This is a genomic window from Shewanella sp. SG44-6 (assembly GCF_014164185.1).
GTDB lineage: Bacteria > Pseudomonadota > Gammaproteobacteria > Enterobacterales > Shewanellaceae > Shewanella > Shewanella vesiculosa.
Genome location: NZ_JACJER010000069.1, coordinates 1 through 26,302 on the forward strand (window position 1 = coordinate 1; position 26,302 = coordinate 26,302).

General features: G+C 42.2%; 27 protein-coding genes and 1 tRNA gene. 7 read left to right on the forward strand and 21 right to left on the reverse strand.

Annotated features, from left to right (window positions below; genetic code table 11):
• On the reverse strand, positions 1-465 hold a 465-nt coding region (locus H5185_RS13305), incomplete at its 3' end, for an MFS transporter (RefSeq protein WP_182742345.1).
• Positions 466-652: 187 nt separating this feature from the next.
• On the opposite strand from H5185_RS13305, the gene gtfA reads away from it, so the two are divergent.
• Positions 653-2,134, forward strand: a complete 1,482-nt coding sequence (gene gtfA, locus H5185_RS13310) for a sucrose phosphorylase (RefSeq protein WP_182742346.1) — start codon at positions 653-655, stop codon at positions 2,132-2,134.
• Positions 2,135-2,235: 101 nt separating this feature from the next.
• Here the strand turns inward: gtfA and H5185_RS13315 are convergent, their stop codons facing one another.
• The 5 genes from H5185_RS13315 to H5185_RS13335 all read right to left on the reverse strand — a co-directional run bounded on the left by H5185_RS13315 (position 2,236) and on the right by H5185_RS13335 (position 6,117).
• Positions 2,236-3,267 (reverse strand): LacI family DNA-binding transcriptional regulator, encoded by a 1,032-nt coding sequence (locus H5185_RS13315; protein ID WP_124016643.1) that lies wholly within the window; start codon positions 3,265-3,267, stop codon positions 2,236-2,238.
• A gap of 152 nt (positions 3,268-3,419) precedes the next feature.
• A complete protein-coding gene (locus H5185_RS13320; RefSeq protein WP_124016642.1) occupies positions 3,420-3,980 on the reverse strand; it encodes a C40 family peptidase in 561 nt (186 codons plus the stop codon).
• Between the two features lie 91 nt (positions 3,981-4,071).
• Positions 4,072-4,656 (reverse strand): TetR/AcrR family transcriptional regulator, encoded by a 585-nt coding sequence (locus H5185_RS13325; protein WP_124016641.1) that lies wholly within the window; start codon positions 4,654-4,656, stop codon positions 4,072-4,074.
• A gap of 143 nt (positions 4,657-4,799) precedes the next feature.
• On the reverse strand, positions 4,800-5,351 hold the full coding sequence (locus H5185_RS13330) for a BON domain-containing protein (protein ID WP_182698188.1): 552 nt from the start codon (positions 5,349-5,351) through the stop codon (positions 4,800-4,802).
• Between the two features lie 289 nt (positions 5,352-5,640).
• Entirely contained in the window at positions 5,641-6,117 is a 477-nt protein-coding gene (locus H5185_RS13335; RefSeq protein ID WP_182742347.1) for a hypothetical protein, read from the reverse strand.
• Positions 6,118-6,383: 266 nt separating this feature from the next.
• Here H5185_RS13335 and H5185_RS13340 point away from each other — a divergent pair, with 266 nt between their 5' ends.
• Positions 6,384-7,748 (forward strand): sigma-54-dependent Fis family transcriptional regulator, encoded by a 1,365-nt coding sequence (locus tag H5185_RS13340; protein WP_124016638.1) that lies wholly within the window; start codon positions 6,384-6,386, stop codon positions 7,746-7,748.
• A gap of 15 nt (positions 7,749-7,763) precedes the next feature.
• On the opposite strand, the gene H5185_RS13345 is transcribed toward H5185_RS13340, so the two are convergent.
• From H5185_RS13345 to H5185_RS13400, 12 genes are all read right to left on the reverse strand, one after another.
• The gene (locus H5185_RS13345) at positions 7,764-9,416 is read right to left on the reverse strand and encodes a diacylglycerol kinase family protein (RefSeq protein ID WP_124016637.1); all 1,653 of its coding nucleotides are present in this window, start codon (positions 9,414-9,416) and stop codon (positions 7,764-7,766) included.
• A gap of 213 nt (positions 9,417-9,629) precedes the next feature.
• Positions 9,630-9,824, reverse strand: a complete 195-nt coding sequence (locus H5185_RS13350) for a hypothetical protein (RefSeq protein WP_124016636.1) — start codon at positions 9,822-9,824, stop codon at positions 9,630-9,632.
• An 80-nt stretch (positions 9,825-9,904) separates the two neighbouring features.
• The gene (locus tag H5185_RS13355) at positions 9,905-10,081 is read right to left on the reverse strand and encodes a DUF1328 family protein (protein ID WP_124016635.1); all 177 of its coding nucleotides are present in this window, start codon (positions 10,079-10,081) and stop codon (positions 9,905-9,907) included.
• Positions 10,082-10,411: 330 nt separating this feature from the next.
• Complete coding sequence (arsJ, locus tag H5185_RS13360) at positions 10,412-11,629, reverse strand: organoarsenical effux MFS transporter ArsJ (RefSeq protein ID WP_124016634.1); 1,218 nt, start codon at positions 11,627-11,629, stop codon at positions 10,412-10,414.
• A 6-nt stretch (positions 11,630-11,635) separates the two neighbouring features.
• Positions 11,636-12,646 (reverse strand): ArsJ-associated glyceraldehyde-3-phosphate dehydrogenase, encoded by a 1,011-nt coding sequence (locus H5185_RS13365; RefSeq protein ID WP_182742348.1) that lies wholly within the window; start codon positions 12,644-12,646, stop codon positions 11,636-11,638.
• Positions 12,647-12,707: 61 nt separating this feature from the next.
• The gene (locus H5185_RS13370; RefSeq protein WP_182742349.1) at positions 12,708-13,202 is read right to left on the reverse strand and encodes a tyrosine-protein phosphatase; all 495 of its coding nucleotides are present in this window, start codon (positions 13,200-13,202) and stop codon (positions 12,708-12,710) included.
• 74 nt (positions 13,203-13,276) lie between these two features.
• Positions 13,277-14,296 carry an ACR3 family arsenite efflux transporter gene (gene arsB, locus H5185_RS13375; protein WP_124016631.1) on the reverse strand — a complete coding sequence of 340 codons (1,020 nt, stop codon included), beginning with the start codon at positions 14,294-14,296 and terminating at the stop codon, positions 13,277-13,279.
• Positions 14,297-14,355: 59 nt separating this feature from the next.
• On the reverse strand, positions 14,356-15,168 hold the full coding sequence (locus H5185_RS13380; protein ID WP_124016630.1) for a metalloregulator ArsR/SmtB family transcription factor: 813 nt from the start codon (positions 15,166-15,168) through the stop codon (positions 14,356-14,358).
• 232 nt (positions 15,169-15,400) lie between these two features.
• A complete protein-coding gene (locus H5185_RS13385; RefSeq protein WP_124016629.1) occupies positions 15,401-16,582 on the reverse strand; it encodes an NAD(P)/FAD-dependent oxidoreductase in 1,182 nt (393 codons plus the stop codon).
• Positions 16,583-16,708: 126 nt separating this feature from the next.
• Complete coding sequence (gpsA, locus tag H5185_RS13390) at positions 16,709-17,725, reverse strand: NAD(P)H-dependent glycerol-3-phosphate dehydrogenase (RefSeq protein ID WP_124016628.1); 1,017 nt, start codon at positions 17,723-17,725, stop codon at positions 16,709-16,711.
• Between the two features lie 3 nt (positions 17,726-17,728).
• Positions 17,729-18,202, reverse strand: a complete 474-nt coding sequence (secB, locus tag H5185_RS13395; RefSeq protein WP_124016627.1) for a protein-export chaperone SecB — start codon at positions 18,200-18,202, stop codon at positions 17,729-17,731.
• A gap of 208 nt (positions 18,203-18,410) precedes the next feature.
• Entirely contained in the window at positions 18,411-18,845 is a 435-nt protein-coding gene (locus H5185_RS13400; RefSeq protein WP_124016626.1) for a rhodanese-like domain-containing protein, read from the reverse strand.
• A gap of 247 nt (positions 18,846-19,092) precedes the next feature.
• Here H5185_RS13400 and gpmM point away from each other — a divergent pair, with 247 nt between their 5' ends.
• The 3 genes from gpmM to H5185_RS13415 all read left to right on the forward strand — a co-directional run bounded on the left by gpmM (position 19,093) and on the right by H5185_RS13415 (position 22,728).
• The gene (gene gpmM, locus H5185_RS13405) at positions 19,093-20,637 is read left to right on the forward strand and encodes a 2,3-bisphosphoglycerate-independent phosphoglycerate mutase (RefSeq protein ID WP_182723225.1); all 1,545 of its coding nucleotides are present in this window, start codon (positions 19,093-19,095) and stop codon (positions 20,635-20,637) included.
• A 10-nt stretch (positions 20,638-20,647) separates the two neighbouring features.
• Positions 20,648-21,781, forward strand: coding sequence for a murein hydrolase activator EnvC (locus H5185_RS13410; protein WP_124016624.1), 1,134 nt, complete (start codon positions 20,648-20,650; stop codon positions 21,779-21,781).
• Between the two features lie 188 nt (positions 21,782-21,969).
• Complete coding sequence (locus H5185_RS13415) at positions 21,970-22,728, forward strand: divergent polysaccharide deacetylase family protein (protein ID WP_182742350.1); 759 nt, start codon at positions 21,970-21,972, stop codon at positions 22,726-22,728.
• Here H5185_RS13415 and H5185_RS13420 read toward each other — a convergent pair.
• A complete protein-coding gene (locus H5185_RS13420) occupies positions 22,703-23,158 on the reverse strand; it encodes an Rrf2 family transcriptional regulator (RefSeq protein WP_182698183.1) in 456 nt (151 codons plus the stop codon). The two genes, H5185_RS13415 and H5185_RS13420, sit on opposite strands and share 26 nt — an antisense overlap.
• Positions 23,159-23,193: 35 nt before the next feature.
• A complete protein-coding gene (locus tag H5185_RS13425; RefSeq protein ID WP_124016622.1) occupies positions 23,194-23,445 on the reverse strand; it encodes a YkgJ family cysteine cluster protein in 252 nt (83 codons plus the stop codon).
• Between the two features lie 240 nt (positions 23,446-23,685).
• Here H5185_RS13425 and rihA point away from each other — a divergent pair, with 240 nt between their 5' ends.
• Both rihA and rbsK read left to right on the forward strand, forming a co-directional pair.
• Entirely contained in the window at positions 23,686-24,618 is a 933-nt protein-coding gene (rihA, locus tag H5185_RS13430) for a pyrimidine-specific ribonucleoside hydrolase RihA (protein WP_124016621.1), read from the forward strand.
• A 53-nt stretch (positions 24,619-24,671) separates the two neighbouring features.
• Positions 24,672-25,580, forward strand: coding sequence for a ribokinase (gene rbsK / locus H5185_RS13435; protein WP_182742351.1), 909 nt, complete (start codon positions 24,672-24,674; stop codon positions 25,578-25,580).
• A 504-nt stretch (positions 25,581-26,084) separates the two neighbouring features.
• Here rbsK and H5185_RS13440 read toward each other — a convergent pair.
• Positions 26,085-26,161, reverse strand: a tRNA-Asp gene (locus H5185_RS13440).
• Positions 26,162-26,302: the final 141 nt, after the last annotated feature.

A 26,302-nucleotide genomic window follows, 5' to 3' on the forward strand; every position in this document is an offset into this window, starting at 1 on the left:
AACCATAGCACCCACACCAAAAAAGCCTTCAACGGTATTCATGGTACTTGAATGTTGTTTTGAGTTAGTTGAAATATCACCAATTAACCCTAGTGCGCCAGTTTTGAATACCCCAATAGCAATACCCACTAGTGCCAACAGACATAGAAAATAATAAAATGACTCACCTAAAGCGAACATAAAACTGGCCAGCGCAAACAACAGTAAGCCAATTAAAATCGTTACTTTCCGGCCTAGCTTATCTGCCAGAAAGCCTAAAAACAGCCCACTTAATGCAATAAAAAGCATTGGCATGTAATGAAATGCGCTCGCTTGTGACATCGATAAGTCAAATGTGTTAATCAACTCAGGAATAATCACTCCCACTGCATCAGAGGTCATGGCAAACATAAAAAACATTAAATACGTTAGTATTCTTATCCTAGAGTTACCGCAATTATCTAGCTCTTTCATATGGTTAACCATACTTCTCACCTTATTGTTATATGTTTTCTTTGTGGTCACACTGTCTATTTATGGCGACACATTCGTCTTCTCCCACAGAAAACGAATTCAATATTTAAACAAAGCCCTTGAATAATGTTTCATATTGGTTAAATATACAACTTAATCGATTAAGTTTTTTTAAATACTTACTTTAAGAGTCACCAAAATGAAAAATAATGTTCAGCTGATCACTTACGTAGATCGTATAGCGCACTCAGACTTAAAAGGACTCAAACAGGTTCTCGACACAGAACTTCATAATCTCTTTGGTGGCGTACATCTGTTACCTTTTTACTATCCAATTGACGGCAGCGATGCTGGCTTTGACCCTATAGACCATGCAAAAGTAGATGAACGTCTTGGTGATTGGAATGACGTAAAGCAGATTGGCCAGCAATACGACATCATGGCCGACTTAATCGTTAACCACATGTCAGCGGAGTCTACCGAGTTTCAAGACGTACTTGCCAACGGTAAAAGTTCTGTTTACTGGGATTTATTTTTAACTAAAGAGAGCGTATTTCCTGACGGGTTGAGCGCAGAAAACCAAGCTAAAATTTATCGTCCACGCCCAGGGAGTTGCTTCACTACCTATAAACTTGCCGACGGGACAGAAGCCGAGTTTTGGACGACTTTTACCTCAAACCAAATTGATATTAATGTGCATACCGCTGCAGGTCAGGCGCATTTAAACAAGGTGCTAACGCGTTTTCATGAAAGCAAAGTCGATCTTATTCGTCTTGACGCTGCTGGCTATGCGATTAAAAAGCCGGGCACTAGCTGCTTTATGATTGAAGAGTCATTTGAATTTGTCGATGAGTTAGCCAAAAAAGCCAACAGCCTAGGCATGACCACCCTTGCCGAAATTCACTCGCACTACATGACCCAACTCGATATCGCTAAGCGGGTAGACATGGTGTACGACTTTGCGCTACCGCCATTGATCCTTCACAGCCTATTTAGCCAAGATGTCAGTGCATTAAGCCACTGGCTATCCATTGCACCACGCAACTGTGTCACAGTATTAGACACTCATGACGGTATTGGTATTATCGACGCTGGCCCTGTCGGCAATAAAGCAGGTTTATTAACCGCTGCAGAAATTGATAACCTAGTTAATCGCATCCATAGCAATAGCAAAGGTGAAAGCTTACAAGCAACGGGCGCGGCAGCCAGCAATGTCGATCTATATCAAGTTAATTGCACCTACTACGATGCGCTTGGCCAAAATGACATTGATTATTTAATCGCTCGAAGCGTGCAATTTTTTGCTCCAGGTATTCCGCAGGTGTATTACACAGGTTTATTGGCTGTGCCTAATGCCATGGAATTGCTGAATCAAACTCAGGTAGGTCGTGACATTAACCGCCCTTATCTACAGGTAAGCGACATTCAAACCGCGATGCAAAAACCGGTTGTTAAAACGCTATGTGAGCTGATCACTCTTCGCAATAACCTTGATGCCTTTAATGGTGAGTTCACCATGACAAACCAGGCTAATCAGTTGACACTTTCTTGGGTGCATGGCGACAGTTCAGCCAAGTTAAGCGTGAACTTTGCCACCAAAGAAACCCATATCAACATAGTTGCAGCGCAACAATCGACCCACATTGTGCTGGCCGATTTATTGGCTAAACATAGCAGATAATCTGACGGATAATTTAAGCTCAAACGTAAATAAGGCGCCTATTAGGCGCCTTATTTGTATCAACATATTTGTATCGAAATCGTCCGGTCATCAATATTGCATCAACAACTGCCACCACGTGACAATTCATAACCTAACACTTCAGCATGATGGGCATCAGCAATAAACATTTCAGCGGCTTTACGGCCTTTTTGTTCTGAATACTGGAACACAGTCGTCAGCGGCGGGATCGCCCGAGTACCTTCGTCAATACCATCAAAACCCACCACTCGAACATCTTGTGGGATACGTAAACCTTGTTGGATTGCCTCGCGCATTAAACTCAAAGCAATTAAATCACTCATGCACAAAAATACATTCGGACGCGGTACACAATTAAGCGCCTCTTTGGCAGCTATGGTCGCAAAGTCGGCATTACTTTCAGGGATATTCCATATGCGGTCATCACCAAGCTTAACCCCAGTATCACCAATGGCATCCAAATAACCTTGCAAACGCTGATGCGCTACAGACGTGTCAATTTCCATAGAATGAATATCATACACGCGGCAGGTTAAATGGGTATCAAGCAAGCGTAATCCAAGAATTGCGACCTGATCTTGCTCAGATTGAATCGCCAACTTGGCCACTTCATAGGCACCGGCTTTATTATCGATACTCACCGAAGCACTACGGTGAATATTAAAGTCGACCGTTACCACTTTTTTACGGATTTTTTTCAATTGCTCAGCTAATAAACGGTTACGGGGGCGACCATAACAAATAAAGCCATCGACAAAATCATTGACGCCATTCACATTGTCAGAGCTACCAGAAAACAACAGTAAATTAATTTTATGTTGCTCGAAAACGGCCGCAACACCTTTCATAAATTTACTGGCCACAGGATCTGACACCATGTATTCAATACTGTCCGACAACACCAATGCGACCGTATCAAATTTACCACGCCTTAAAGATTGCGCGGCTTTATTAGGTCCAAAATATCCTAGCTCGTTGCAGGCAGCGAGAATGTCTGTGCGGCGTTTTTCCGACAACTGATCTGGACGATTAAACGCATTAGATACCGTCGCATTCGACACACCTAATTCTTTGGCAATACTTTTTAATGTCCAATGCTTGGAGTCTGGCATAACGGGTCCGTTTACGTCGTGGTTTTAGCCTAAACAGCTATTTATAACATGAATATATCGATGCTAAGCGGTGAAAACAACCCAAGCAATACTTCAGAGCAGGCCTAGGGTTGAAGCAAATAAACGGCACCAGCAGTTAAACTGCTGCCAAATTATAAATGGTCTTGCTGTTGAACATGTTCGACCAAACTGGCTATCGACATGTTTTGTTCAAACGTTGGATTGTCTATGCGTTTTGCAAACCAGAAACGAGGCTTCCAATAGATATTATTCAAACTCGAAATTTTTACCCCTTTTTTAGTCGAGGCATGTAAAAAACGATCATTGCCCATGTAAATACCGACATGATGAACCGTCCGAGTGGTTTTAAAAAAAACTAAATCGCCGGTTTGTAACTGGCTGCGCGGCACGTCTTTACCCAAAGTCCCCTGTGAATTCACTGTACGAGGTAGTTTGTCGCCGACAATGTTCAGGTAGGCCAAATACACAAACCCTGAACAATCTACGCCATTTCGGCTCAGGCCACCTAAACGATATGGCGTACCTTTCCATTGATTATGAAAACTTAACAGGCTTGACTCGCTCCACTTGGGCGCTGCTTGCTTAAGCATGGGTGGAACTACCACAGGCTTAGGTGCGATAACCACTTGCGGACTAGACGCACATGCCGACAGCAGCAAAACCAAACAACTAAGTAATAATCTTTTAGCCAATTAACCCTACTCCAAACACCGAAAAAACCGCTCTATGTAGCAATATTTTTTCCACAATACACGCTCAAAATCACTGCTGCAGCACTTGAATCTATCGAGTCATCATCTGCATACACTGCACTAAAGCTCGCTTAGCAGTCATTTTATCGACTTTAATTTGGCAGCGTAGCATAGTTCCTTGCCAGTTCGCCCAAAAAACACTCGCTAGTGTTAATGCTGGCAAGTCTGTACGGATATGGCCTTGCTGCTGCCCCTGCTCGATAAGCGCACTCAATAAGCCCAACCATTGATCATAAAGGTGGTTTAAGGTTTGATGCAATAAAGGCGCTTTGCTACTGACTTCAACCATTAAGTTACCCATTAAACAGCCACGAGGCTCACTGCCACTAAACAGCTCATCAATGAGTTGATGATACCCATTAAGCATTGTTGATAAATTAGTTTTAAAATTTACGCTTGAATCGATAGCAATAGGCTGAATACGTAATTGAAAATAATGTTCGGCAACGGCTGCCGCAAACGCCTCTTTACTGGCAAAGTAATGGTAAAAAGACCCTTTAGGAATACCGACCTCGTCGAGAATTAATTTAATGCCCACGCCACTATAACCGTGTAACGCAAAAAGCTTTTCGCCTACGGCGCATATTGATTGTCTACTTGCTGCACTTTTGTTCATTGAGCCTCCATTTCAATGACAGGATAAACAAGAATAGACCAGTCGGCTAACTTTAGTTGCTAATAATCAAAATATAGTGACTTATTGCCTATTTTAGGCATAAAAAAACCAGCCCAAAGGCTGGTTTAAAGATTATCAATAGATTACTGAGTGACACGTAACTTATTAACAACATCTTTTACGTCATCAGTATTTTTGGCAATCATTAAAGCTAAATCACGTTCAGCATCACTCGATACCGAACCTTTTAATGTTACCACGCTATTTTTGACCTCAACGTCAATATCGGTACCAGATACGTCGGCTGAGAATAATAGTCGCGTTTTGACTACGGTAGCGACTTTTGAATCGGTGAGAGTTTTAGCGAGATCATTAGTGTCTTTATCGCTATCAGGCTTCATTACCGACAATTCATTATTGACGTCTTTAACGCCATCTAAGCTTTTCACTAATTCTCCGGCAAGTGCCTTATCAACACTACTGTTAACTTTACCTGTTAGGGTCACATTGCCATCATGTACGTCGGTATTAATATCGAATGAATTCAAATTAGTATTTAACAAAAGTGTGGTTTCAGCTTTACCATCGATCCACGCATCTTTTGCATCATCTTGCCAATCTTGTGCTGCACTTGCACCGAATGCCATTGAACCTAACATGATGCTCATTACTACAGATAATGTGGTCTTTTTCATAAAGATTTCCTCCGTTGTTAATATCAAGGATTATAATGCGCGAATCATGCCAACAATTATAACCACATGTAAAATAACAACTAATTAAATTTTTTCATTGCTATGATGACTTTTAATAGTAATGTTATCGGACTTTTTTACCGATACTAGGTAAATTTTTCCTCATGGCAATCAAGAGTGGCTTAACCTCGACTAGACTTAAAAGGTGACGAAGCGAACATCAACAAAAAACGCCTGAGAATCAACATTATCAGGCGTTTTTATTACCCGCAGATTAATTGCCCGCAGACTAATTACCTACAACGGAAAGGCGTTTCATGGTATCAAAACTCATCTGTAGCCAAGCAATGCCTTCGGCAAGTTGCCCTGCGACACGCTTATTTTTAGTTTTTTTAGCGGCGTACTTTAATTGAGTTAATACTTGTTGCTCAGTTTCAACCAATACTGCAATCAACTGCGGTAATGGTTTATCCTGTATCAGGTGTTCAGCCTTAGCATAGTGTTTATATGAAGATTGTTGGTGAAAGGTTTTACTGTCCATAGGTCTTGCTTGGCTGGATCGCATCAACGTAAATAATGGTGTTAAACGCGTTAGCATGCATTTTCTAATGTCAGCCATATGGATAAAAACCCGCTTAATGTTGTAATCGTCGGCCCCTAGTATTGCTTGGGCATAAAATTGCTCGCCCTCTTGGCATAAATCAATCGCTTCATGCAAAAGCCACACATCGGACTCAACTTGTTCGTCTCGAGTATATGATTTCAACGCAAATCCTCCTGTATTCGATAATTTAACTAGTACTTTGCTCTATAGCTTGTATAACCTATAGAGATCCAGCACATATTATGTAAGCAAAGCCTAAACATAAGCACGTCTGCACATGGACAAAATTTAATTAACCATCTGATTATTAGTGTTATTATAATATTTTGTTACACGTTAATGGCCTAACAACACTGAATGATTGTCTTTAGTTGTCACACGACACCCGAGACAAACATTGGACTACATACCACAGGGAGTGAATCGGCATGCCACGTCCAACACTTTTTTACCATTTACACCGTCAAGAAGGTGAAGCTCGTCTACTTGCTTTACCAAGTAGCCAGCACTTTAATAAGATTGCCAGCTCAGTTGACCAGTCCTGGTTAGACCAACTGAAGAGTAACTCAATAGACGTTGCTATCATTGAACTGTCACAATTAAGCCAACAAGAATACGCTGAGCTAACTGACAGTTCGATAATGTCTGATATTGAGCTCATCTTCTTAACCGAAGGTAAGCCAAACCCCAACTTAGATCATTTAATGTCAAAAACGGCTGGTTATCATTTTCGCCAGCCTTACGATGCTGATGTGATTAACGACACGCTAGAAGACTTTGCCCGAGACTTCAAATCGCAATCGACTAAGCAAAAACAGCCTTTTTCGAGTGAACTAGACCAATATGGTTTATTGGTTGGTTCATCGCGTGCGATGCACAAGTTATATCGCACTATTCGTAAAGTCGCTGTCACCGAGAGCAACGTGCTCATCGTTGGTGAAAGCGGTGCAGGTAAAGAGCTCGTTGCCAATACTATTCATTTGGCTAGTCATAGAGTCGACGAACCCTTTATCGCAATTAACTGTGGTGCATTAAGCCCTGAACTGGTCGACAGCGAACTGTTTGGTCATGTAAAAGGCGCTTTTACTGGTGCCCATCGAGATCACCGTGGTGTATTTGAGCAGGCAGAAGGCGGCACCTTATTTCTTGATGAAGTCACCGAAATGCCGTTAGAACACCAAGTAAAATTACTACGCGTACTCGAAAATAATGAATATCGCTCAGTGGGCTCACAACATCTTAAAAAAGCCAATGTTCGTATTATTGCCGCCACTAACCGCGATCTAGCCGACGCTATTGATGCGGGTCATTTCCGCGAAGACTTATATTTTCGTTTAGCGCATTTTCCCATCCAAGTGCCACCATTACGCAACCGTAACAACGACATAAGTGGACTCGCCCAGCACTTTTTGGCATATCGAAACACAGCTGAAAAACTCACAAAAATGTTTTCAGATGATGCACTTAACCTGATCCAACAACAAAAATGGCCTGGTAATGTCCGCGAATTGAAACACGCTATTGAACGTGCATATATTCTGGCAGAAAACGAAATTTTACCGAGCCATATCATGGTGTCATCGCTAGAACCTTCAACAGAGCCGTTAACTGACGGCGTACAAATACCTGTGGGCATGCGCCTCGACGAACTAGAAAAAGCTGCAATTTATCAGGCCCTTGATGAATCTATGGGCAATAAAAATGAAACTGCAAAACAATTAGGTATCAGCGTTAAAACCCTTTATAACAAGTTAAGTAAATACCAAGACCAAACGAGTCCAGACGAACCTTAACAGCGTGCTAAGTGATTAAATGTGTTTGCTCGCTTGAGGCAGCAACACATTTAATGACTTAGGTTTAACCTTGATGCATAAATCTTCAGACTCAAATAACTCACCATCAATAACATATTTGCACAACGAGTCCGTGCTCAACTGAATCGTCTTAGCTTGCTCATGATGAATTCCACTCTGCTGATCATCTTCACGCTCGCCTGTTAATCCGGCAAATAATAGCTCGGTCATACTCAATAATTGTTGTGGTGATGTCTCACTGGACTCAATCCAAGTAATGTCTAACAAACCATCGGTAATATTGGGTTCACCATTTCCTTGGGCTAATACACTGGTGAATGGCGCCGCATTGGCAATCACTAAACTCGTGGTGTTAATCATTTGAATATCACCACTATCAAGCTGTAATTTCATCGACAAAGGCTGATTTTCATCTATCGCCTCCCACAAACCATTAAGGTAAGCCAACTGTCCGAGCTCATTTTTGCGGTCGCGATCGGCTTTCTGTATCATTTTCCGCTCAAAGCCCAAGCCCGCTAGCAACAACATCAATTGCTCATTACACATGGCAGTATCTATGCGCTGAGAATAACCTTGAATCAAAATATCAAGCGCTTGCGATACCGGTACTAACTTACTGGTGATACCAAACAAGGTGTGACTAAGTGCATTAGTGGTGCCCATAGGAATAATACCTAGATAAATATCACTGTCGACAATCACCGATGCCACCTCGTTAACTGTGCCATCTCCACCACAAGCAACAATAATATCAGCACCCTGTTTTTTGGCATGTTCGGTTAGTTGCACCGCAGACTTGTCTTTAGTAGTATATAAGACTTCAAGCTGAAAATAATCGCTCAAGGTTTGAGTTATATGATCGGCTTCATCATGCCACTTACCGCCACCTGACACTGGGTTCACAATCAACCAAGCGCGTTTATGGATATGAATTTGATTCAGGCGATGCATTTTTTCGACGGCCGCTAACTGCCATTTATTTAACCGCGCGGTTTGACGAATACTACTGATAGATTTCAGCACATCATTAACATTACGATTTTGCTCACGGCACACTAAGTAAGCGGCTAGCACTAACACCGAACGCCCTCGACCTAATGCACAATGTACTACGACATTTTTGCCATTACTGACTTGGTTATGTAACCAATTAATCGCTTGATTTAACTGTGCGACGCTAGGTACGCTGTGATCCAATACCGGAATATTTAAATAGGCAATATTTTCATCAACCAGAGTCCACTCTAATGCGTCAAATTCTGCAGTAACATCTAAAATAGCATCAATTTTCTCATGCTTAAGTCGGTCAATATCGCCCGAAAACAACCGGCAGGCTAAATACAGCTGCTTATCAATTTTTTGTATTGCAGGAACTTTGTCATTTTTTCTCGCCCAGGCGTTATATAGCTGGCAACCCAATAAAAACGGAATAAAGCTCCAACCTATATACCAAGGAATACTGCCATCTTGGCGTTTACGGAAAATACCTGCACTATTAAACCAATACGCCGAACTCACCAAGCCTAAAGATAATGCAAGCCACGCAAAAACAAGCTTAAGTAACACATAAGGAAGCGCCACACATAAGCACGCAGCCAATAACGTACCAAGGGTATAATAATATTTAATATGGATACGGGTGAGCATTGTGGTCCTCCTTTTTTAAAAAAAGCAGCACATGAGTGCTGCTTAAGACAATACTTATCACTATAACTATCTAATCACTTCGCGCCACGCTCTTAAGATTTTACATTGACTTATATGAGTCTAAACAAGTCGTGACCTTTGACATCAATGTACTTTACGTTAATAACCTAACGGCTCTGAACGGATTAAATAGTTAATCAGATTGCACTGTATTTAACAGTCTGGATCTTCTGACTTCATGCCTTCTTTTACATCTTCACATGCATCTTCAACAGCATTACCGGCATCTTGGATCATTTCATCCACTTTCTCACCAGCATTCTCAGCTTTATTGTCTGAACATGCTGATAAACCAGCCGTTAAAAACACCATTAAACTTGCCATTGTCAGTAATTTTAATAATTTCATATTCATCTCCTAGATGATGGTTGTAATCGAATAACGTTTTGTCGCTAACCTTAACTCGGCTTCAGAGCTCAGGTTACCTACTATGCTCGGGGACCTTTACCTCTAATCGCACTGGATAATAATGAAATCACCAGTAATACAATAAAGATAAAGAAAATAATTTTGGCGATCCCTGCTGCGGCTCCAGCAATACCAGTAAAACCCAATAGTCCTGCTATAACGGCTATAACTAAAAACATTAATGTCCAGCCCAACATAAAAACCTCCTTGGTGTACGATTTACAGTATGGTGCGTGATGTGCTAATCCTTTTGATATCGACCTCATACCTAACCATCTGAGAATTAACCATTTACACAACGACTATGTTTTTACTAATGCCAACATCGTGCCAACAGTAAATATAAAATTAAAACCATGATTATAAAGGATTTAATTTAATATCGAAAAATGAGCTATGGAAGAGCCACAGACTTGTAGGCACTTTTTACCGATGTTTCCGGTAAGAGTTTCAGATACTAGCGAACCAGTATCGAAAGGAGCAATGAAAAGGAGTCAACATAAGCGCCGCCAGAATAACACCAAGCATTACAACGTATACGGCAGCTTAAATGATATTAATGTTGCTAGCGCTATAAAGCCACTCGATATCCACAAACAAGCTTCTAAACCGTATATTTGATACACCAACCCCGAAAGAACGGTGCCGATAAGACGTCCCATGGCGTTGGCCATGTAATAAAATCCCACATCAAGTGACACGCCATCATGACCTGCATAACTAACAATCAGATAACTGTGCAGTGACGAGTTAATGGCAAACACAGCGCCAAATAGCATTAATCCGGCAATTAATGTCACGTGGATATAAAAGTTAAAGTGCAACGCAAGAGCAATAGCAGCAGGAATAAGTAATAAGTAGCCAGCCCATACAAAGGCTGCGCGTCCTGTTGGTACTTTGCCGTGTTTTTTACCAGTAACATAAGGCGCAAATGACTGGACGATGCCGTAGCCAATCACCCAACTCGCCATAAAACCGCCCACCCACCAATGATCCCATTCAAATGTCACCGCTAAAAACACTGGTAACGCCACCACAAACCATACATCTCGAGCACCAAACAAAAACATTCGCGCTGCCGACAACAAATTAATCGCCGGACTTTTGGAAAAAATATCGATAAATTTAGGTTTATTTTTCGCTTTGCCTAAATCCGCTTTTAAGCTCAATAGACTCATCACCCACACACAAGCTAATAAGGCTGCCATCAACAGCACAGCACCGCGAAATTCAAATAGCGTGAGCAAAATGCCACCTAAAAAGAACCCCAGTCCTTTTAACGCATTTTTAGAGCCAGTAAGAATGGCCACCCATTGATACAACTTGCTCTGCGCATCACTAGGCACCAACATTTTAATCGCACTCTTGGCGCTCATTTTATTGAGGTCTTTAGCAATACCCGACAAGGCTTGCGCAACCATGACATACATTATGGTCAACATGTCCGCTGGTACGGCCAACATAGCTAGCGCAACTATTTGTAGGCAGAGACCAATATTCATGGTGTTATTTAAGCCAAGCCTTGCACCTAGCCAACCACCGACAAGATTAGTGACTACGCCAAAAATCTCATAAAACAAAAACAACATCGCGATATTGAACGGGCTGTAACCTAGCTGATGAAAATACAGCACCACCAGCATACGCAGTGCACCATCGGTTAAGGTAAATGCCCAATAATTACCAGTGATTATTAGATATTGCTTAATGTGAGATGGCAATGTACTGAAAGTTAACAGCCCCATGTTAGCTTATTCCTTGTCCGCCAAACCTACTTTGCGCGCAATCTCAGCGGTGCGATTAGCGTAACCCCACTCATTGTCGTACCACACATACAGCTTAACTTGGGTATCATTAACCACCATAGTCGATAAGGCATCGATAATACTTGAGCGTGGATCGGTTTTATAATCGACCGACACTAATGGGCGCTCTTCATAACCCATAATCCCCTTAAGTTCGCTATCAGCAGCTTGCTTCAAAAGCTGGTTTACTTCTTCTGCCGTTGTGCCACGGGCCACTTCAAACACACAATCGGTAAGCGATGCATTGGCTAGCGGCACCCGAATCGCATGGCCATTTAACTTGCCTTTCAATTCAGGAAAAATATGAGTAATAGCAGTAGCAGAGCCGGTGGTGGTTGGAATTAAACTGATGCCACACGCACGGGCGCGGCGTAAATCTTGATGCGGTGCATCTAAAATCGTTTGGGTGTTAGTAATGTCATGAATAGTGGTCATCGAGCCATGTTTAATGCCTATTTTTTCGTGGATCACTTTTACCACAGGCGCTAAACAATTGGTGGTACAAGAAGCTGCCGTTACGATTGGATGAATCGCTTTATCGTATAAATGCTCATTTACGCCCATCACAATATTGAGCACGCCGTCTTCTTTAACCGGCGCGGTTACTACAACTCTTTTGACCCCTTGATCTAAGTAAGCTTGTAGCAAGGCTTTGGTTTTTATCTTGCCGGAGGCTTCAATCACTACATCGCATCTTGACCAATCAGTTTCTTGGGTGGCCACATTACGACTGCAAGGAATAGCTTTACCGTTAATCACTATGGCATCACCATCATGTGTCGCTTCATGATGCCAACGACCATGAACTGAATCAAAGGTCATTAAGTGCGCCAGGGTAGCAGCATCGCCAGCGGGATCATTAATGTGCACAATTTCAACATCGTCCCAATCATACGCCGCACGCATTGATAAACGTCCCATACGGCCAAAACCGTTAATGCCTATTTTTATTGTCATAATGGTGTCCTAAGCTTGCGCTCATTTTTAAGTGGTAATGTTAAAGGTTAGTCACTACATGCTAACCATTAAATGCATCAAAATATTCACGCTGAACCGGATGAGTCAGCGCCTTGGGTCGCAGAGTTTGCACTGCATTAATGACTTTATCTTTAGGCCAGCCTAAGCTTACTAATATCAGACCAATGACTAATCCCGTGCGGCCCGAACCGCCTTTACAATGCACTGCAATAGCGCTTCGGTTATTCAGCAATTCAATAATCTGGAGTTTATGGGCTAACCACTGAGTTTCAAACTCTTGCCCTGGCGCAGCATCATCAGCAATGGGCAATTGCACCCAAGTAATGGCCTGTGAGGCACATTCTGCGGGTAAATTCTCCGCTTTATTACGCACTATTTCGTCATCAAACATCAAAGTGATTAGCATTTTTGCACCCGCCGCCTTTAATGTGGCAACTGACGCAGCTAATGCTTCATCTTTGGTACCAGGACACGGGGTAAAAATCAGCTTGGCGCCATTATCTAACGCTAAAACATCATAAGGATGAGCTTGCATGATTAACTCCAAAAAGTAACTTCAAAATATGTTCATAAATTGATTCACAAAGCCGAATTCACAAACTGACTTAATTAATGGTTAAACCAATGTTGAGTCCGATTGATAATGGCCACCAGCGATAACATCACCGGCACTTCAACTAATACCCCTACAACCGTAGCCAACGCGGCTCCTGAGTGCAGCCCAAATAACGATATCGCCACAGCGACAGCTAGCTCGAAAAAGTTAGATGTACCAATTAAACAAGCTGGGGCGGCAATGTTATGGGCTAATTTCAGCCATTTAGCTGCTATGTACCCAATAATAAAAATACCGTACGTTTGAATAACTAGTGGTATGGCAATTAAGCCAATGGTTTGCGGATCTGACACAATCACTTCAGCTTGAAAACCGAACAGCAACACCACTGTGGCCAGTAAACCGATAATCGACCATGGTTTTAAATTGGCTAAAAATGAGTTAACAGCGGCTAAGCCATGGCGACGATTAAGCAAGTAACGCGTTGTTACACCAGCCAATAATGGCAACAACACATAAAGTAATACCGATATAAGCAAGGTTTCCCATGGCACCTGAATATCGCTTACACCCAGTAATAATGCAGTAATTGGCGCAAAGGCAAAAATCATAATTACGTCATTAACTGACACTTGCACTAATGTGTAGTTCGCATCACCTTTAGTTAATTGCGACCACACGAACACCATTGCGGTACAAGGGGCAACGCCTAATAAAATCATCCCTGCGATATACTCTTGCGCAGATGCAGGGTCGACTAAATCGGCAAACAGCACCTTAAAAAACAACCAGCCCAATGCTGCCATGGTAAAGGGTTTAATTAACCAATTAATGACAATGGTGAGTAATAATCCCTTAGGGTTTTTACCTACATCTTTCATTGCCGAAAAATCAATTTGCACCATCATTGGATAAATCATCACCCAAATAAACACCGCAACAACCAAGTTAACGTGGGCGATTTCAAGATTAGCGATAGCCTGAAAGACCTCGGGCTGCCATAAACCTAACAACACTCCGGCCAACATGCTTAAGCCAACCCATACCGATAAAAACCGTTCGAACGTTCCCATACAAATGACTCCAAACAACGAGGTATACCACAACGTATTCTTAAAATGACAACATCAGACTAGCGACAAAAGCTCACCTTATTAGGCCTATTTTGCATAATGTCTAATCGTTGTAATGACGACATAATCAACCCAAGGTTGTTTTCGGTGGTTTGTGCTATTACTGATTTGGCCCATAGGGGTAAGTTAGGATTGATGCGATAAAACACCCATTGACCGTTTTTTCTGTCGCTAATAATCGCAGCCTTTTTTAACAAGGCTAAATTACGCGACACCTTAGGTTGGCTATCTTCATTCAGCGCTGCCATTAGCTCACACACACACAATTCACCGTGGTAATGGGTCAACATTAAGCTTTTTAAGCGAATGTCATCGGTAAGGCATTTATAAAACGCGAGGGGATCAATACTGGAGAATTCAGCGGCATTCAATGCAGACTGAGTCTCTAGCGACATTGGCTCTGTAGTTGGTTGCTCCACTGACAAAAACATCGTCAGGCGGTTGTTGATGTCATTTAAGGTGGTCAAAAATGCTTGCTCACCTGCGCGATTTTTAGGATCAGGAAAGTCCCACGCCAGCTGCTTACCCGCGCCAGGATAACTACGACATTCGTTATTGGCTTTGTCACAAAGGGTAATCACGTAATCAAATGTTTTACCCGCAAAGGTTTGTAGCTTTTTAGACACTAAACCCCGAGTGTCAGCGCCAAAGCGAGCTATGGCGTCAATGGCCCTTTGGTCAATATCTTCAGGCTGTGTGCCAGCACTAAATACATCAAATAGATCCGCAGCTCTACTTCTTAGTAAGGCTTCAGCCATTTGCGAGCGCGCCGAATTGCCAGTACAGAGAAACAACACCGTTTTCTTTTTCATTGTTGACTCACTAACACGCAATACAAAATATACACCTAAGTGTATATATGATTATTTACATATACAAGCTTGAGTTACAAAAAAACCGATCCAGTTCAATGAATCGGTTTAGCAAAAAATGCGGCTATTGTTATCGTTAACAATCATTTAAAACATATGCAGATATATTTCACCCAGAAAAAACATTGTATCAAAAGCCACTACGGGCAAACTTTATTGTCACTACACACATCTAAACCGCCAACCCTGCCGCGACACCGGATGACCAGGCCCATTGAAAATTAAACCCGCCTAACCAACCACTTACGTCCATTACTTCACCAATAAAATACAATCCTGGTACTTTGTTAGCTTGCATGGTTTTAGATGACAGCTCATTAGAATCAACACCACCTAAAGTCACTTCTGCGGTGCGGTAACCTTCTGTGCCATTCATAATAATTGACCAGTTATTTAATTCGTTTGCTAACTTTTCACGCTCACCGTGACCCAGTTGGTTTAGCGCTTTATCTAATAGTGACTCTTCAAACAGCGCATCGACCAAGCGTTTAGGTAACCATTGGCTCAGGGTATTACGCAGGCTTTGTTTCGGATGATGTTTCAGTGCAAATTCAATTTTATCTAACGCGTTTTCACCCGGTAATAAATTGATAGAAATGGCTTCACCTGGCTGCCAGTAGTTTGAAATTTGCAGTACCGCGGGGCCTGATAAGCCGCGATGAGTAAATAATAAGGCTTCGCTAAACTGGGTGCCATCTTGCGCGGTAATTGTGGTTGGTACAGCAATACCCGATAACGGCTCAAAACGGACTTTTTGTTCGGCATGCCAAGTAAAAGGTACCAAACCAGCACTGGTCGGCAGAACCTTTAAACCAAATTGTTCAGCAAGCTTGTAACCATAAGGCGTAGCACCTAATTTGGGCATGGATAAGCCACCAGTGGCAATAACCAGTGATCCGCAACTAAAGTCGCCATTAGAGGTGCTTAAGGTAAATCCGGTATCGGTTTTGTTGACCGATAAAATCTCAGTACGCAGCTGAACCTTGACCCCGGCCCATTCGCACTCGGTCATTAACATGGTGACTATGTCTTTAGCGGAGTCATTACAAAATAATTGACCATGATCACGTTCATGGTATTCAATGCCATGACGTTCAACCAAATCAATAAAGTCACTTGATCGATAGCGCGCTAATGCCGATTTAACAAAGTGCGGATTGCCACAAATGAACTGGTGCGGCTCCACTTTTTGGTTAGTGAAATTGCAACGCCCACCACCACTGATAAGAATTTTTTTACCAGCTTGTTTGGCGTTATCTAACACCAACACATCACGACCTCTATAGCCCGCTGTCGCAGCACACATTAGTCCTGCCGCACCGGCACCGATAATGATTACGTCATGATGTTTCACGTTTTACTCCACACTGTTTCAATTGGTTGTTTAATAGTTAACTGATAAACATCAAATGCAAAAAAGGATGCTATTTTAGCATCCTTTTTTGTTACTACTCACGATTAACTTAGCTTCTGTGTGACACTATTTTTTGAGTGTTTCAGAGGTTTTTTCACGGCTAAGTAACTCTTTAGCAGCTTCAATTGGCGCTTTACCTTGATAAAGCACCTGATAGATTTGCTCGGTAATCGGCATTTCTACCCCAAGGCGTTTAGCCAAGGTAAACACTTCTTTGGTATTGCGATAGCCTTCAACCACTTGTCCGATTTCTTCTTGCGCGGTGATCACGTCTTTGCCCTGACCTAAAGCTAAGCCAAAACGACGGTTACGCGATTGATTATCGGTACAAGTTAATACCAAATCACCTAAACCCGCCATGCCGATAAAGGTTGAGGCATCTGCGCCGAGCGCAACACCTAAACGGCTAAGTTCGACTAAACCGCGGGTAATCAATGCTGTACGAGCATTAGCACCAAAGCCAATACCATCGGACATGCCAGCACCAATAGCAATGACGTTTTTAACCGCACCACCTAATTGTATGCCAGTAAAGTCGTCATTTGCGTATACACGCAGACGTTTAGGGCTATGAAGTAGTTCAACCAAATCATGAGTAAACTCGGGGCAAGTACCCGCTACAGAAATAGCTGTCGGTAAGCCTGCGGCTAGCTCTTTAGCAAACGTAGGCCCTGACAATACCGCTAATGGATATTGTTCACCTAATTGCTCACGTGCAACATCTTGCAATAAACGACCAGTTTCAGGCTCTAAGCCTTTGGTTGCCCATACAATCCGTGCATCTTTTCGCAGTAATGGCTTTGCTTGTTTGAGTACATCACCAAACACATGGCTGGGCACAACCACTAAGATATTTTTGCTTGCCGCGAGTGCTTTGCCTAAATCCGGTTCGATTGCTAAAGAATCGGGGAACTGGATACCAGGAAGAAAACGCTCGTTACAGCGACTGTCAGCTAACACTTGCATGCTCTTAGGATCGTGACCCCAAAGCAATGTCTTATGACCGTTACTGGCTAAAGAAATAGCAAGGGCGGTGCCATAAGACCCCGCCCCTAATACCGTAATTTCGGCAGCATTATTCATAAATTATGCAGTTGCTGCTTCAGTTGCAGCAGCTTGGCGCTGTTGAACGTACTGAGCAAATAGTGCATCAAAGTTAACTGGAGCAAGATTCAGTTGTGGGAAAGTACCACGACCAACTAAGTTACCGACTAATTCACGTGCGTACGGGAATAATACGTTAGGGCAATATGCGCCTAAAGAATGGGCAAGTTGTTGTTCAGTTAAGCCAACGATTGAGAAAATACCCGCTTGCTGAACTTCACATAAAAAGGCAGTATCTTCGCCATTTTTAGCAGTAACAGTTAACGATAAGATAACTTCAAATGTGTCATCTGACAGCTTGTTGCTACGAGTATCTAAATCCAATTTTACTTCTGGGTTCCATTCTTTCTGGAAAACAGCAGGGCTATTTGGCGTTTCAAAAGACAAATCCTTTGTATAAATACGCTGAATGTTGAACTGTGGTGCTTGTGCTTCGTTGTTTGCTACTTCAGCCATAATTTCCTACCTATCAATGTTATTTAGCTTTTCTGTGAAGCTAATTGTGTTGGGCTGTCACACTTAATGTATAAAGAATTAATCTAACATTAGTGCTATCCCGTAAAGTTGATCCAGCTCGATAAATCATAACGAGCAAGATCTTGATAATAAACAGTGTTAATTCATACCCAAATGCATTAACACTGAATACAATTAAGCAACCATATTAACGCTTGCTTTTAACTACGGGTAAATTAGCACCCTGCCATTCACCCATGCCACCCTTAAGGTTAAACACATTCTCAAATCCTTGTTTAGTAAGAAGTTGAGCGGCTTGTGACGATGTCATACCTGAGTTACATACTAATATAATGGGGCTGGTTTTGAACTTTTCAAGGCTAGTGACTTGATTATTTTTTATTTCAGACAAGGTCACATTAAGCGCATCAACAATATGACCTTTTTTAAATTCTTCTTTTCCACGCACATCAACAACTTTAGCATCTTGCTTATTTACCATGAGTGTTAGCTCTTGATGGCTAACGTGCTTCACTTTTGATGTACCAGATTTAATGACACTAACAACAAGCGCTACAAACAAGCCGACCCACGCTAAACTTAACATTGGGTTCGCTTTAAAAAATTCCATATATTCTTGCATAATTACTGATTTCTCTGACGATGACTAAGATGAGATGGCCCGAGTATATCGTTTTGCTCGGCAGTTTTCATTAAAGAAACACCGAAAATAAACGCTTTACGCTGAGTTATTCGTGACTCGCCCCTCGTTATCAGCAGCTTTGGTTATATCTTCAAACCTATATGCCTTTTGCACACTATCGATAAGTAGTAATATTCATACAATTGAAATTTTCTAACTCTTCTATTTCCAACTTAAAGGTATTTGCATAATGACAAAGAAACGTCCACTCGCATTACTTATCCTTGATGGCTGGGGTTATAGTGAAAACACGCAAGATAACGCGGTTTTTCATGCTAAGACTCCTGTTTTAGATAAGCTCAATGCACAATATGCTCACAGTCTTATTTCGGGTTCTGGTATCGACGTCGGCTTGCCTGATGGTCAAATGGGTAACTCTGAAGTTGGCCATATCAATATCGGCTCAGGCCGCATCGTGTATCAAGAACTCACTCGCATCAGCAAAGCGATTGCCGATCATGAGTTTGAACAAAATCCTGCGCTTAGCAATGCAGTAGACAAAGCCATTGCCGCAAATGGTGCGGTGCACATTATGGGGCTGTTGTCTGCCGGTGGTGTACACAGTCATGAAGAACACATTGAAGCAATGTGTCGCATGGCTATTGAACGCGGCGCGACTAAAGTGTACTTGCATGCCTTTTTAGATGGCCGAGATACACCGCCTCGTAGTGCTAAAAATAGCTTGGTTCATTTTGATGAACTATTTGCTGAATTAGGTCATGGCCGTACCGCATCGCTTATTGGTCGCTACTTTGCGATGGATCGCGACAACCGTTGGGATCGAGTATCGCAAGCCTACGAGTTAATCACTGAAGGTAAAGGCAAGTTTACCTATGCTTCTGCGCCTGAAGCACTTGAAGCGGCCTATGCTCGTGACGAAAATGATGAGTTTGTTGCTGCATCTGTAATTGTTGATGCTCAAGGCGAGGCTGCTGAACTTAACGATAACGATGCGCTCATTTTTATGAACTTCCGCGCAGATCGTGCTCGTCAAATTACTCGCACCTTTGTCAACCCAGATTTTGACGGTTTTGTACGTAATAAAACACCAAAAATTAACTTTGTAATGCTAACTGATTACGCGGCTGATATTAAGGCTCCAGTAGCCTATCCATCGAGTGATTTAGTGAATACTTTAGGTGAAACCCTGCAAAATCTGCATAAAACTCAGTTACGCATTTCAGAAACTGAAAAATATGCCCATGTGACCTTCTTTTTTAATGGCGGTAAAGAAGAGCCATTTGAAGGCGAGGATCGCATTTTAATTGAGTCACCTAAGGTCGCAACTTACGATTTACAACCTGAAATGAGTTCAACTGAATTAACCGACAAATTGGTCGCCGCAATTGAATCAAATAAATATGATGTGGTTATTTGTAACTATCCAAATGGTGACATGGTAGGCCATAGCGGTAAGTTTGATGCTGCAGTTAAAGCTTGTGAAGCCGTTGATGCTTGTATCGGTCGAGTTGTTGAAGCCTTAGCTAAAGTTGATGGCGAATGCTTGATTACTGCCGATCATGGTAATGCGGAGAAGATGACAGATCTGTCTAATGGACAAGCATTTACAGCTCACACCAGTAACTTAGTGCCCTTCGTTTATGTCGGCCGTGATGCGGTAATAAAAGATGGTGGACGTTTGAGCGATATTGCGCCAACTATGTTAACCTTAATGGGCCAAAGCATCCCGAAAGAAATGAGTGGACGCTGTATCATTGACCTTAAAGAGTAAACATTAACTCGTGATAACTCGTTTATTTGTTAAAGCCAGCATTATTGCTGGCTTTCTAATCTTCTCATTTACGGCAACTAGTGCCGATTTGTCTTCACGCCAATCGGCTTTGAAGTCTATCCAAGCGCAAATAAACCAACAACAAAACTCCCTTAAAGATACCTCGAAGCAACGCGAGAAGCTCATTTCACTGCTTAAAAGTGATGAAAAAGCGATTGCAAAAGCCGCTCAACAAGTTAATCAATCACAAAAGGCATTGTCTGAGGTTAACATCAAACTTAAAGAGCTGGATAAACAACAAATTGACTTAGCTAAACTGAAACTAAGTCAGCAAGACACCTTATCAAAACAATTATCGAGTGCTTATTTAGCCGGTAATCATGATTACACCAAAATGATGCTTAACCAGCAAAATCCAGCCACGGTTGAACGTATGCTGGCGTACTATCAATTTCTGAATAATGCCCGTATAGACGCTATCCAGCAGCTGAAGCAAACCAGTATTGACCTTAATAAAGTAAAACAACTACAAGTCACTGCGCAGCAAAAACTCAATGCTTTAGTGATAGATCAAAAACAACAAGCACTGCAATTAACTAAAGAGCAAGGTCAACGCCAGCAAACTCTGACTCAATTACAGCGCACCTTATCGAGTAAAGGCGCAGAATTAGAACAACTGCAAATAGAAGAGGCAAGTTTAAAGCGCATCGTGCAACAAGCCATGGTAGCCGCCAAATCTAACCCAACAATGGATGGGTTATTGAATCAAAAAGCCAAATTAACATGGCCAACCAAAGGTAGAGTGAGTAAACGCTTTGGCAGCAGTCGCTCAGGACAGATTGTTTGGAAAGGCACAGTACTTTCGGCGCCAGAAGGACAAAATATCAATGCGGTTGCATCAGGTAAAGTCATTTATGCCGACTGGCTACGAGGTTTTGGTATGGTGTTAGTGATTGATCATGGTAAGGGCTATATGAGCCTCTATGGTCACGCCCAAACATTATTGAGACAACCTGGCGACATGGTCAAAACGGGTGAGTCTATTGCACTTGTCGGTCGTTCAGGCGGACAAAGTGAGCCAGGACTGTACTTCGAAATTCGCAACAAAGGTAAGGCCGTCGATCCAGCTTATTATTGCCGTTAAGCTTAACAAAACGCGATATAAAATCGGCTCACGGATGAGTAATAGCGGATATAAAATAAGGCTACACGACGCGATTCAGTAGCACTGCCTTAACAAATGCTATATCAAGCTGTGTAACTGTGCTTATAATCGTCTTGTTATGCATGTCATTGAACAATTAAACTCACCCAACTAGATAAGTCAAATTCGTGCGCAATCTACTATTTATCTTACTCAGCCTCTGTAGCATCGTGCCTGCCACGGCAGCCAAACTAGCCATTATCATTGACGATATAGGTTATCGTTCAACTGACGAAGCCGCATTGTTATTACCCAATGCCATCACTTTATCGGTATTACCGCATACTCCGCTAGGAAAAAAGCTGGCCACTGATGGTTTCAACAAAGGCCATGAAATTATGTTGCACCTGCCAATGCAAGCCTTAAATGGTAAAGCATTAGGGCCGGGAGGATTAACCAACGACATGACTGAAGTGCAAATTAAACAACAGTTACAAAGTGCGTTCGCTAATATTCCGTTTGCGAAAGGGGCTAATAATCATATGGGCAGCTTACTAACTCAAATGGATAAGCAGATGTTATGGGTAATGCAGAGTTTAAAAGAGCGACAACTGTTTTTTATCGACAGCTTTACGACTAAATATACTAAAGCTAGCAACAAGGCGATGCAGCTTGGTGTGCCATCAATGAGAAGGCAGATATTTTTAGATAACGATACTAGTGAGCGAGCGCTTGAAAAACAGTTCCAACTGATAATTACACAATCAAAACAACAAGGTAAGCTGATTGCTATTGCCCATCCTTATCCTGAAACCATCCGATTTCTGAACGCTAATTTGGCTCGTTTAAATGACAATGGCATTACATTACTGCCAACATCTCAATTATTTGATGATCTCAATGTTGCTTTATCAACTCAAGCTACTCCACCTGCAACACTGAGATAGATAAGTCTGGTAACGTTGCTAGAATTTCTGATTTATTCGCGACAATATCTGCTAATGTGTATTGGTCAAGCACCACTAAATAAGCTGAAACAGCCTGCGCTAACACGCCTTTTAATCGGCATATTGGTGTAAAGCGGCAATATGGTGACTCACAATCGATAGGCGCTAATGAGTGCTCTAAATCACGAACCAATTGCCCTATTAACACCTCATCTGCTGGCTTTGCTAATCTAAAACCACCACTCTTGCCTCTGACCGTTTGCAAATATCCCATCTTACCTAATTGATGAATTATCTTTGCCACATGATTTGAAGAAAGATCAAATACACTGGTGACTTCGGCAATTCGAAACAAAGTTTCGCGTTCAGATTGCACAGCAAGATACATTAAAATGCGGATACCAAAATCTGTATATCGGGTTAGTTGCATGGTCTAAAATATCCAAGATAAATAATAAGTGCAGATTAACATGTTGATGACTCTAAATCAGTGATCAACCATAAAGCTTGATCATTGCTAGTACCACATACATCGATACTTGCACTAAACTCAGCGCATACCTCTGGACGCTCTGGCTGACCAAATATCATACATAAGTTAGCATCATTTAATTGGATACAACGCACCCCTGCAGGTTTACCATTTGGCATTCCCGGTATTGCACTAGTAATAGAAGGCGCAATACAGCAAGCACCGCAACCTAAACGACAATTCATAATCCTACCTACTTAATAAAACCACACTGTAGCGTAAAACACCCCATCCATCACGGCATGGTTAATAACAAATTACATTGAGAGATTTGCAACAACTCTTGAGCTAAGGCAAGTTACTGCAGATCGATTATCTCAACCACTATGCCATGGTATTTTAGATCACATTTTACTTTTTAAGCATTAAGCCAACAACAATGATAGTGGTACATTATACCTTCTTATTGAATAAGGAAATTATCCATGAAACGTCCTGTTATTCTCGACTGCGATCCCGGTCATGACGATGCCATCTCACTTATTTTAGCACTAAGTTCAGCAAAACTTGATGTGTTGGCCATTACCACGAGTGCCGGTAACCAAACTCCAGAAAAGACCTTAAACAATGCATTGCGCGTACTTACCCTATTAGGCCGACATGATATTCCGGTTGCAAGTGGCGCTCCGAAACCATTAGCTCGCGAGCTTATTATTGCTGACAACGTTCACGGTGAAAGTGGTCTTGATGGGCCAAAACTTCCCGATCCGGCATTTGCACCAGTACAACAAACCGCTATTGAACTAATGGCCGATAAGGTGCGTGGCAGCAAGCACCCCGTCACCCTCGTTCCTACAGGACCGTTAACTAATATTGCCCTGTTTCTCGCTGCACACCCTGAATTACATTCCAACATAGATAGTATCGTACTGATGGGCGGTGCAGCAGGTGTGGGCAATTGGACTCCTGCGGCAGAGTTTAATATTTTTGTCGACCCAGAAGCTGCTGATATGGTGTTCAAATCTGGCTTACCGATTGTGATGTGCGGACTCGATGTAACCCACGAAGCACAAATCATGGATGAAGATATTGAACGTATCAGAGCAATCAACAACCCAATAGCCAAATGCGTCGCCGAGCTGCTCGACTTCTTTATGATTTACCATCGTGACCCTAAATGGGGTTTCACAGGTGCACCATTACATGATCCTTGCACCATAGCATGGTTGCTCAATCCATCATTGTTTACCGCTGTTGATTGCTGGGTTGGCATTGAAACTAAAGGGCAATATACCCAAGGTATGACAGTGGTTGATCGATATCAATTAACCAACAATCCACATAATGCCAAAGTCTTGTTTAATATAAACCGAACGGGTTTTGTAGACTTTATTATTGAGCGTTTAAACGATTACTAACGAACTCATGCCATGCCAATTTAACTAGATCGGCGTGGCAACTAAGGATAAACATGAGTACTTTATTAGTTGTCGGCAGTGCTAATGCCGATCATGTTCTAACATTTAATGAGTTACCCCAAGCTGGGCAGACGTTAATTAGTGAGCAATATCGGCTAGAACTTGGTGGCAAAGGGGCAAACCAAGTTGTGGCTGCTGGGAGATTGAGTAACCCTCAACAGAAAGTATATTTCATCTGTGCTCTGGGTGATGATAGTAACGCTGCAATAATGCGCAAAACTTGGGCTGCTGATGGAATCAATTTAAGTGGCTGTTATGATATTGCTAATCAGAGTACCGGCACTGCCGTAATATTTGTTAATCAACACGGTGAGAATAGCATCGGAGTTGTACCTGGTGCTAACGCCTATTTGTCTGCGGAGCACATTCAGCAGCAACAAGCATTGTTTGCTCAAGCAGATTACGTACTAGTCCAACTAGAAACCTCGTTAGACACTGTTCATCAGGCATTAATCCTCGCCAAGCAGTATCACTGCACGACCATACTCAACCCAGCTCCAGCAGCTAAACTGAGTAATGATTTGTTGCGCTTAATCGATATCATCACCCCAAATGAGACAGAAGCCTTTGCATTAACTGGCATTGAGGTTATCGATCAACAAAGCGCAGAGAAAGCAGCACAAGATCTTCATCATAAGGGCGTTAATACCGTTATTATCACACTTGGAAGTAAAGGCGCTTATGTCAGTGAAAAAGGCCAAGGACAAATCATTCCTGCGCCCATAGTTAATGCAATTGATACGGTTGCAGCCGGAGACACATTTAACGGTGCACTAATGGTGGCATTAGACGAAGGAAAATCATTAACAGATGCAGTAATGTTTGCTAACTTAGCCTCATCAATAGCCGTTACACGCAGCGGAGCACAAAGCAGCATTCCTTATAGAACAGAGCTGACTTAAAACCGTTTATTAGATGAAGTGATGCAATCAATTTTTAAATAAATGACCAAGGCCTCACATTGCAAATGAGGCCCGTTATTGATAAATGCGCGGGTGAATATTGATATAAACACCACAGGTCCTCGGTTAACACAGCACAATGTCGGCTATCTGATATAGATAACATCAACTAAAATCTGCGTATCAGTGATAACTTCGCTAATATTTTTACCTATTTGATCCAATTACAGGCATAAAAAAGCCTTTGCATTACAGCAAAAGCCTTCGGCTTACGTTACTCAAATGGACGGGAGCTTAATCCGTGAGTCTTTGCGACAAAGACTGGCCGCTTTCTGTTCATAAAGAGGCTAACAAGCCATGGATGGGTCAAGCACTACAATCTCGCAACCTTGTCACTTCAACGAACCGCCGCGGGATTTTATGTTGTTATCTTTTTATCGCCCTATCTTTTTATCGCGCAACGAAAAAAGCCCTAGCATTTCTGCTAGGGCTTTCATCTTAAGTTGGCGGAGCGGACGGGACTCGAACCCGCGACCCCCGGCGTGACAGGCCGGTATTCTAACCAACTGAACTACCGCTCCTTTAGCAAATTGCTTGCGCACTATGCTAAATCTTTTTAAGTCACTGATATGTCACTATCAGGAGACTTCTCTTTCGTAAAAGAGAAATTAGGCGCCTGGAAATGACCTACTCTCGCATGGGGAGACCCCACACTACCATCG

Bases quoted from the DNA above. Each gene is read 5' to 3' on its own strand.
- gtfA (WP_182742346.1), top strand. From the start codon at position 653: ATGAAAAATAATGTTCAGCTGATCACTTACGTAGATCGTATAGCGCAC.
- H5185_RS13315 (WP_124016643.1), bottom strand. From the start codon at position 3,267: ATGCCAGACTCCAAGCATTGGACATTAAAAAGTATTGCCAAAGAATTA.
- H5185_RS13325 (WP_124016641.1), bottom strand. From the start codon at position 4,656: ATGAACAAAAGTGCAGCAAGTAGACAATCAATATGCGCCGTAGGCGAA.
- H5185_RS13330 (WP_182698188.1), bottom strand. From the start codon at position 5,351: ATGAAAAAGACCACATTATCTGTAGTAATGAGCATCATGTTAGGTTCA.
- H5185_RS13340 (WP_124016638.1), top strand. From the start codon at position 6,384: ATGCCACGTCCAACACTTTTTTACCATTTACACCGTCAAGAAGGTGAA.
- H5185_RS13345 (WP_124016637.1), bottom strand. From the start codon at position 9,416: ATGCTCACCCGTATCCATATTAAATATTATTATACCCTTGGTACGTTA.
- H5185_RS13350 (WP_124016636.1), bottom strand. From the start codon at position 9,824: ATGAAATTATTAAAATTACTGACAATGGCAAGTTTAATGGTGTTTTTA.
- H5185_RS13355 (WP_124016635.1), bottom strand. From the start codon at position 10,081: ATGTTGGGCTGGACATTAATGTTTTTAGTTATAGCCGTTATAGCAGGA.
- arsJ (WP_124016634.1), bottom strand. From the start codon at position 11,629: ATGGGGCTGTTAACTTTCAGTACATTGCCATCTCACATTAAGCAATAT.
- H5185_RS13365 (WP_182742348.1), bottom strand. From the start codon at position 12,646: ATGACAATAAAAATAGGCATTAACGGTTTTGGCCGTATGGGACGTTTA.
- H5185_RS13370 (WP_182742349.1), bottom strand. From the start codon at position 13,202: ATGCAAGCTCATCCTTATGATGTTTTAGCGTTAGATAATGGCGCCAAG.
- arsB (WP_124016631.1), bottom strand. From the start codon at position 14,296: ATGGGAACGTTCGAACGGTTTTTATCGGTATGGGTTGGCTTAAGCATG.
- H5185_RS13380 (WP_124016630.1), bottom strand. From the start codon at position 15,168: ATGAAAAAGAAAACGGTGTTGTTTCTCTGTACTGGCAATTCGGCGCGC.
- gpsA (WP_124016628.1), bottom strand. From the start codon at position 17,725: ATGAATAATGCTGCCGAAATTACGGTATTAGGGGCGGGGTCTTATGGC.
- secB (WP_124016627.1), bottom strand. From the start codon at position 18,202: ATGGCTGAAGTAGCAAACAACGAAGCACAAGCACCACAGTTCAACATT.
- H5185_RS13400 (WP_124016626.1), bottom strand. From the start codon at position 18,845: ATGCAAGAATATATGGAATTTTTTAAAGCGAACCCAATGTTAAGTTTA.
- H5185_RS13420 (WP_182698183.1), bottom strand. From the start codon at position 23,158: ATGCAACTAACCCGATATACAGATTTTGGTATCCGCATTTTAATGTAT.
- H5185_RS13425 (WP_124016622.1), bottom strand. From the start codon at position 23,445: ATGAATTGTCGTTTAGGTTGCGGTGCTTGCTGTATTGCGCCTTCTATT.
- rihA (WP_124016621.1), top strand. From the start codon at position 23,686: ATGAAACGTCCTGTTATTCTCGACTGCGATCCCGGTCATGACGATGCC.
- rbsK (WP_182742351.1), top strand. From the start codon at position 24,672: ATGAGTACTTTATTAGTTGTCGGCAGTGCTAATGCCGATCATGTTCTA.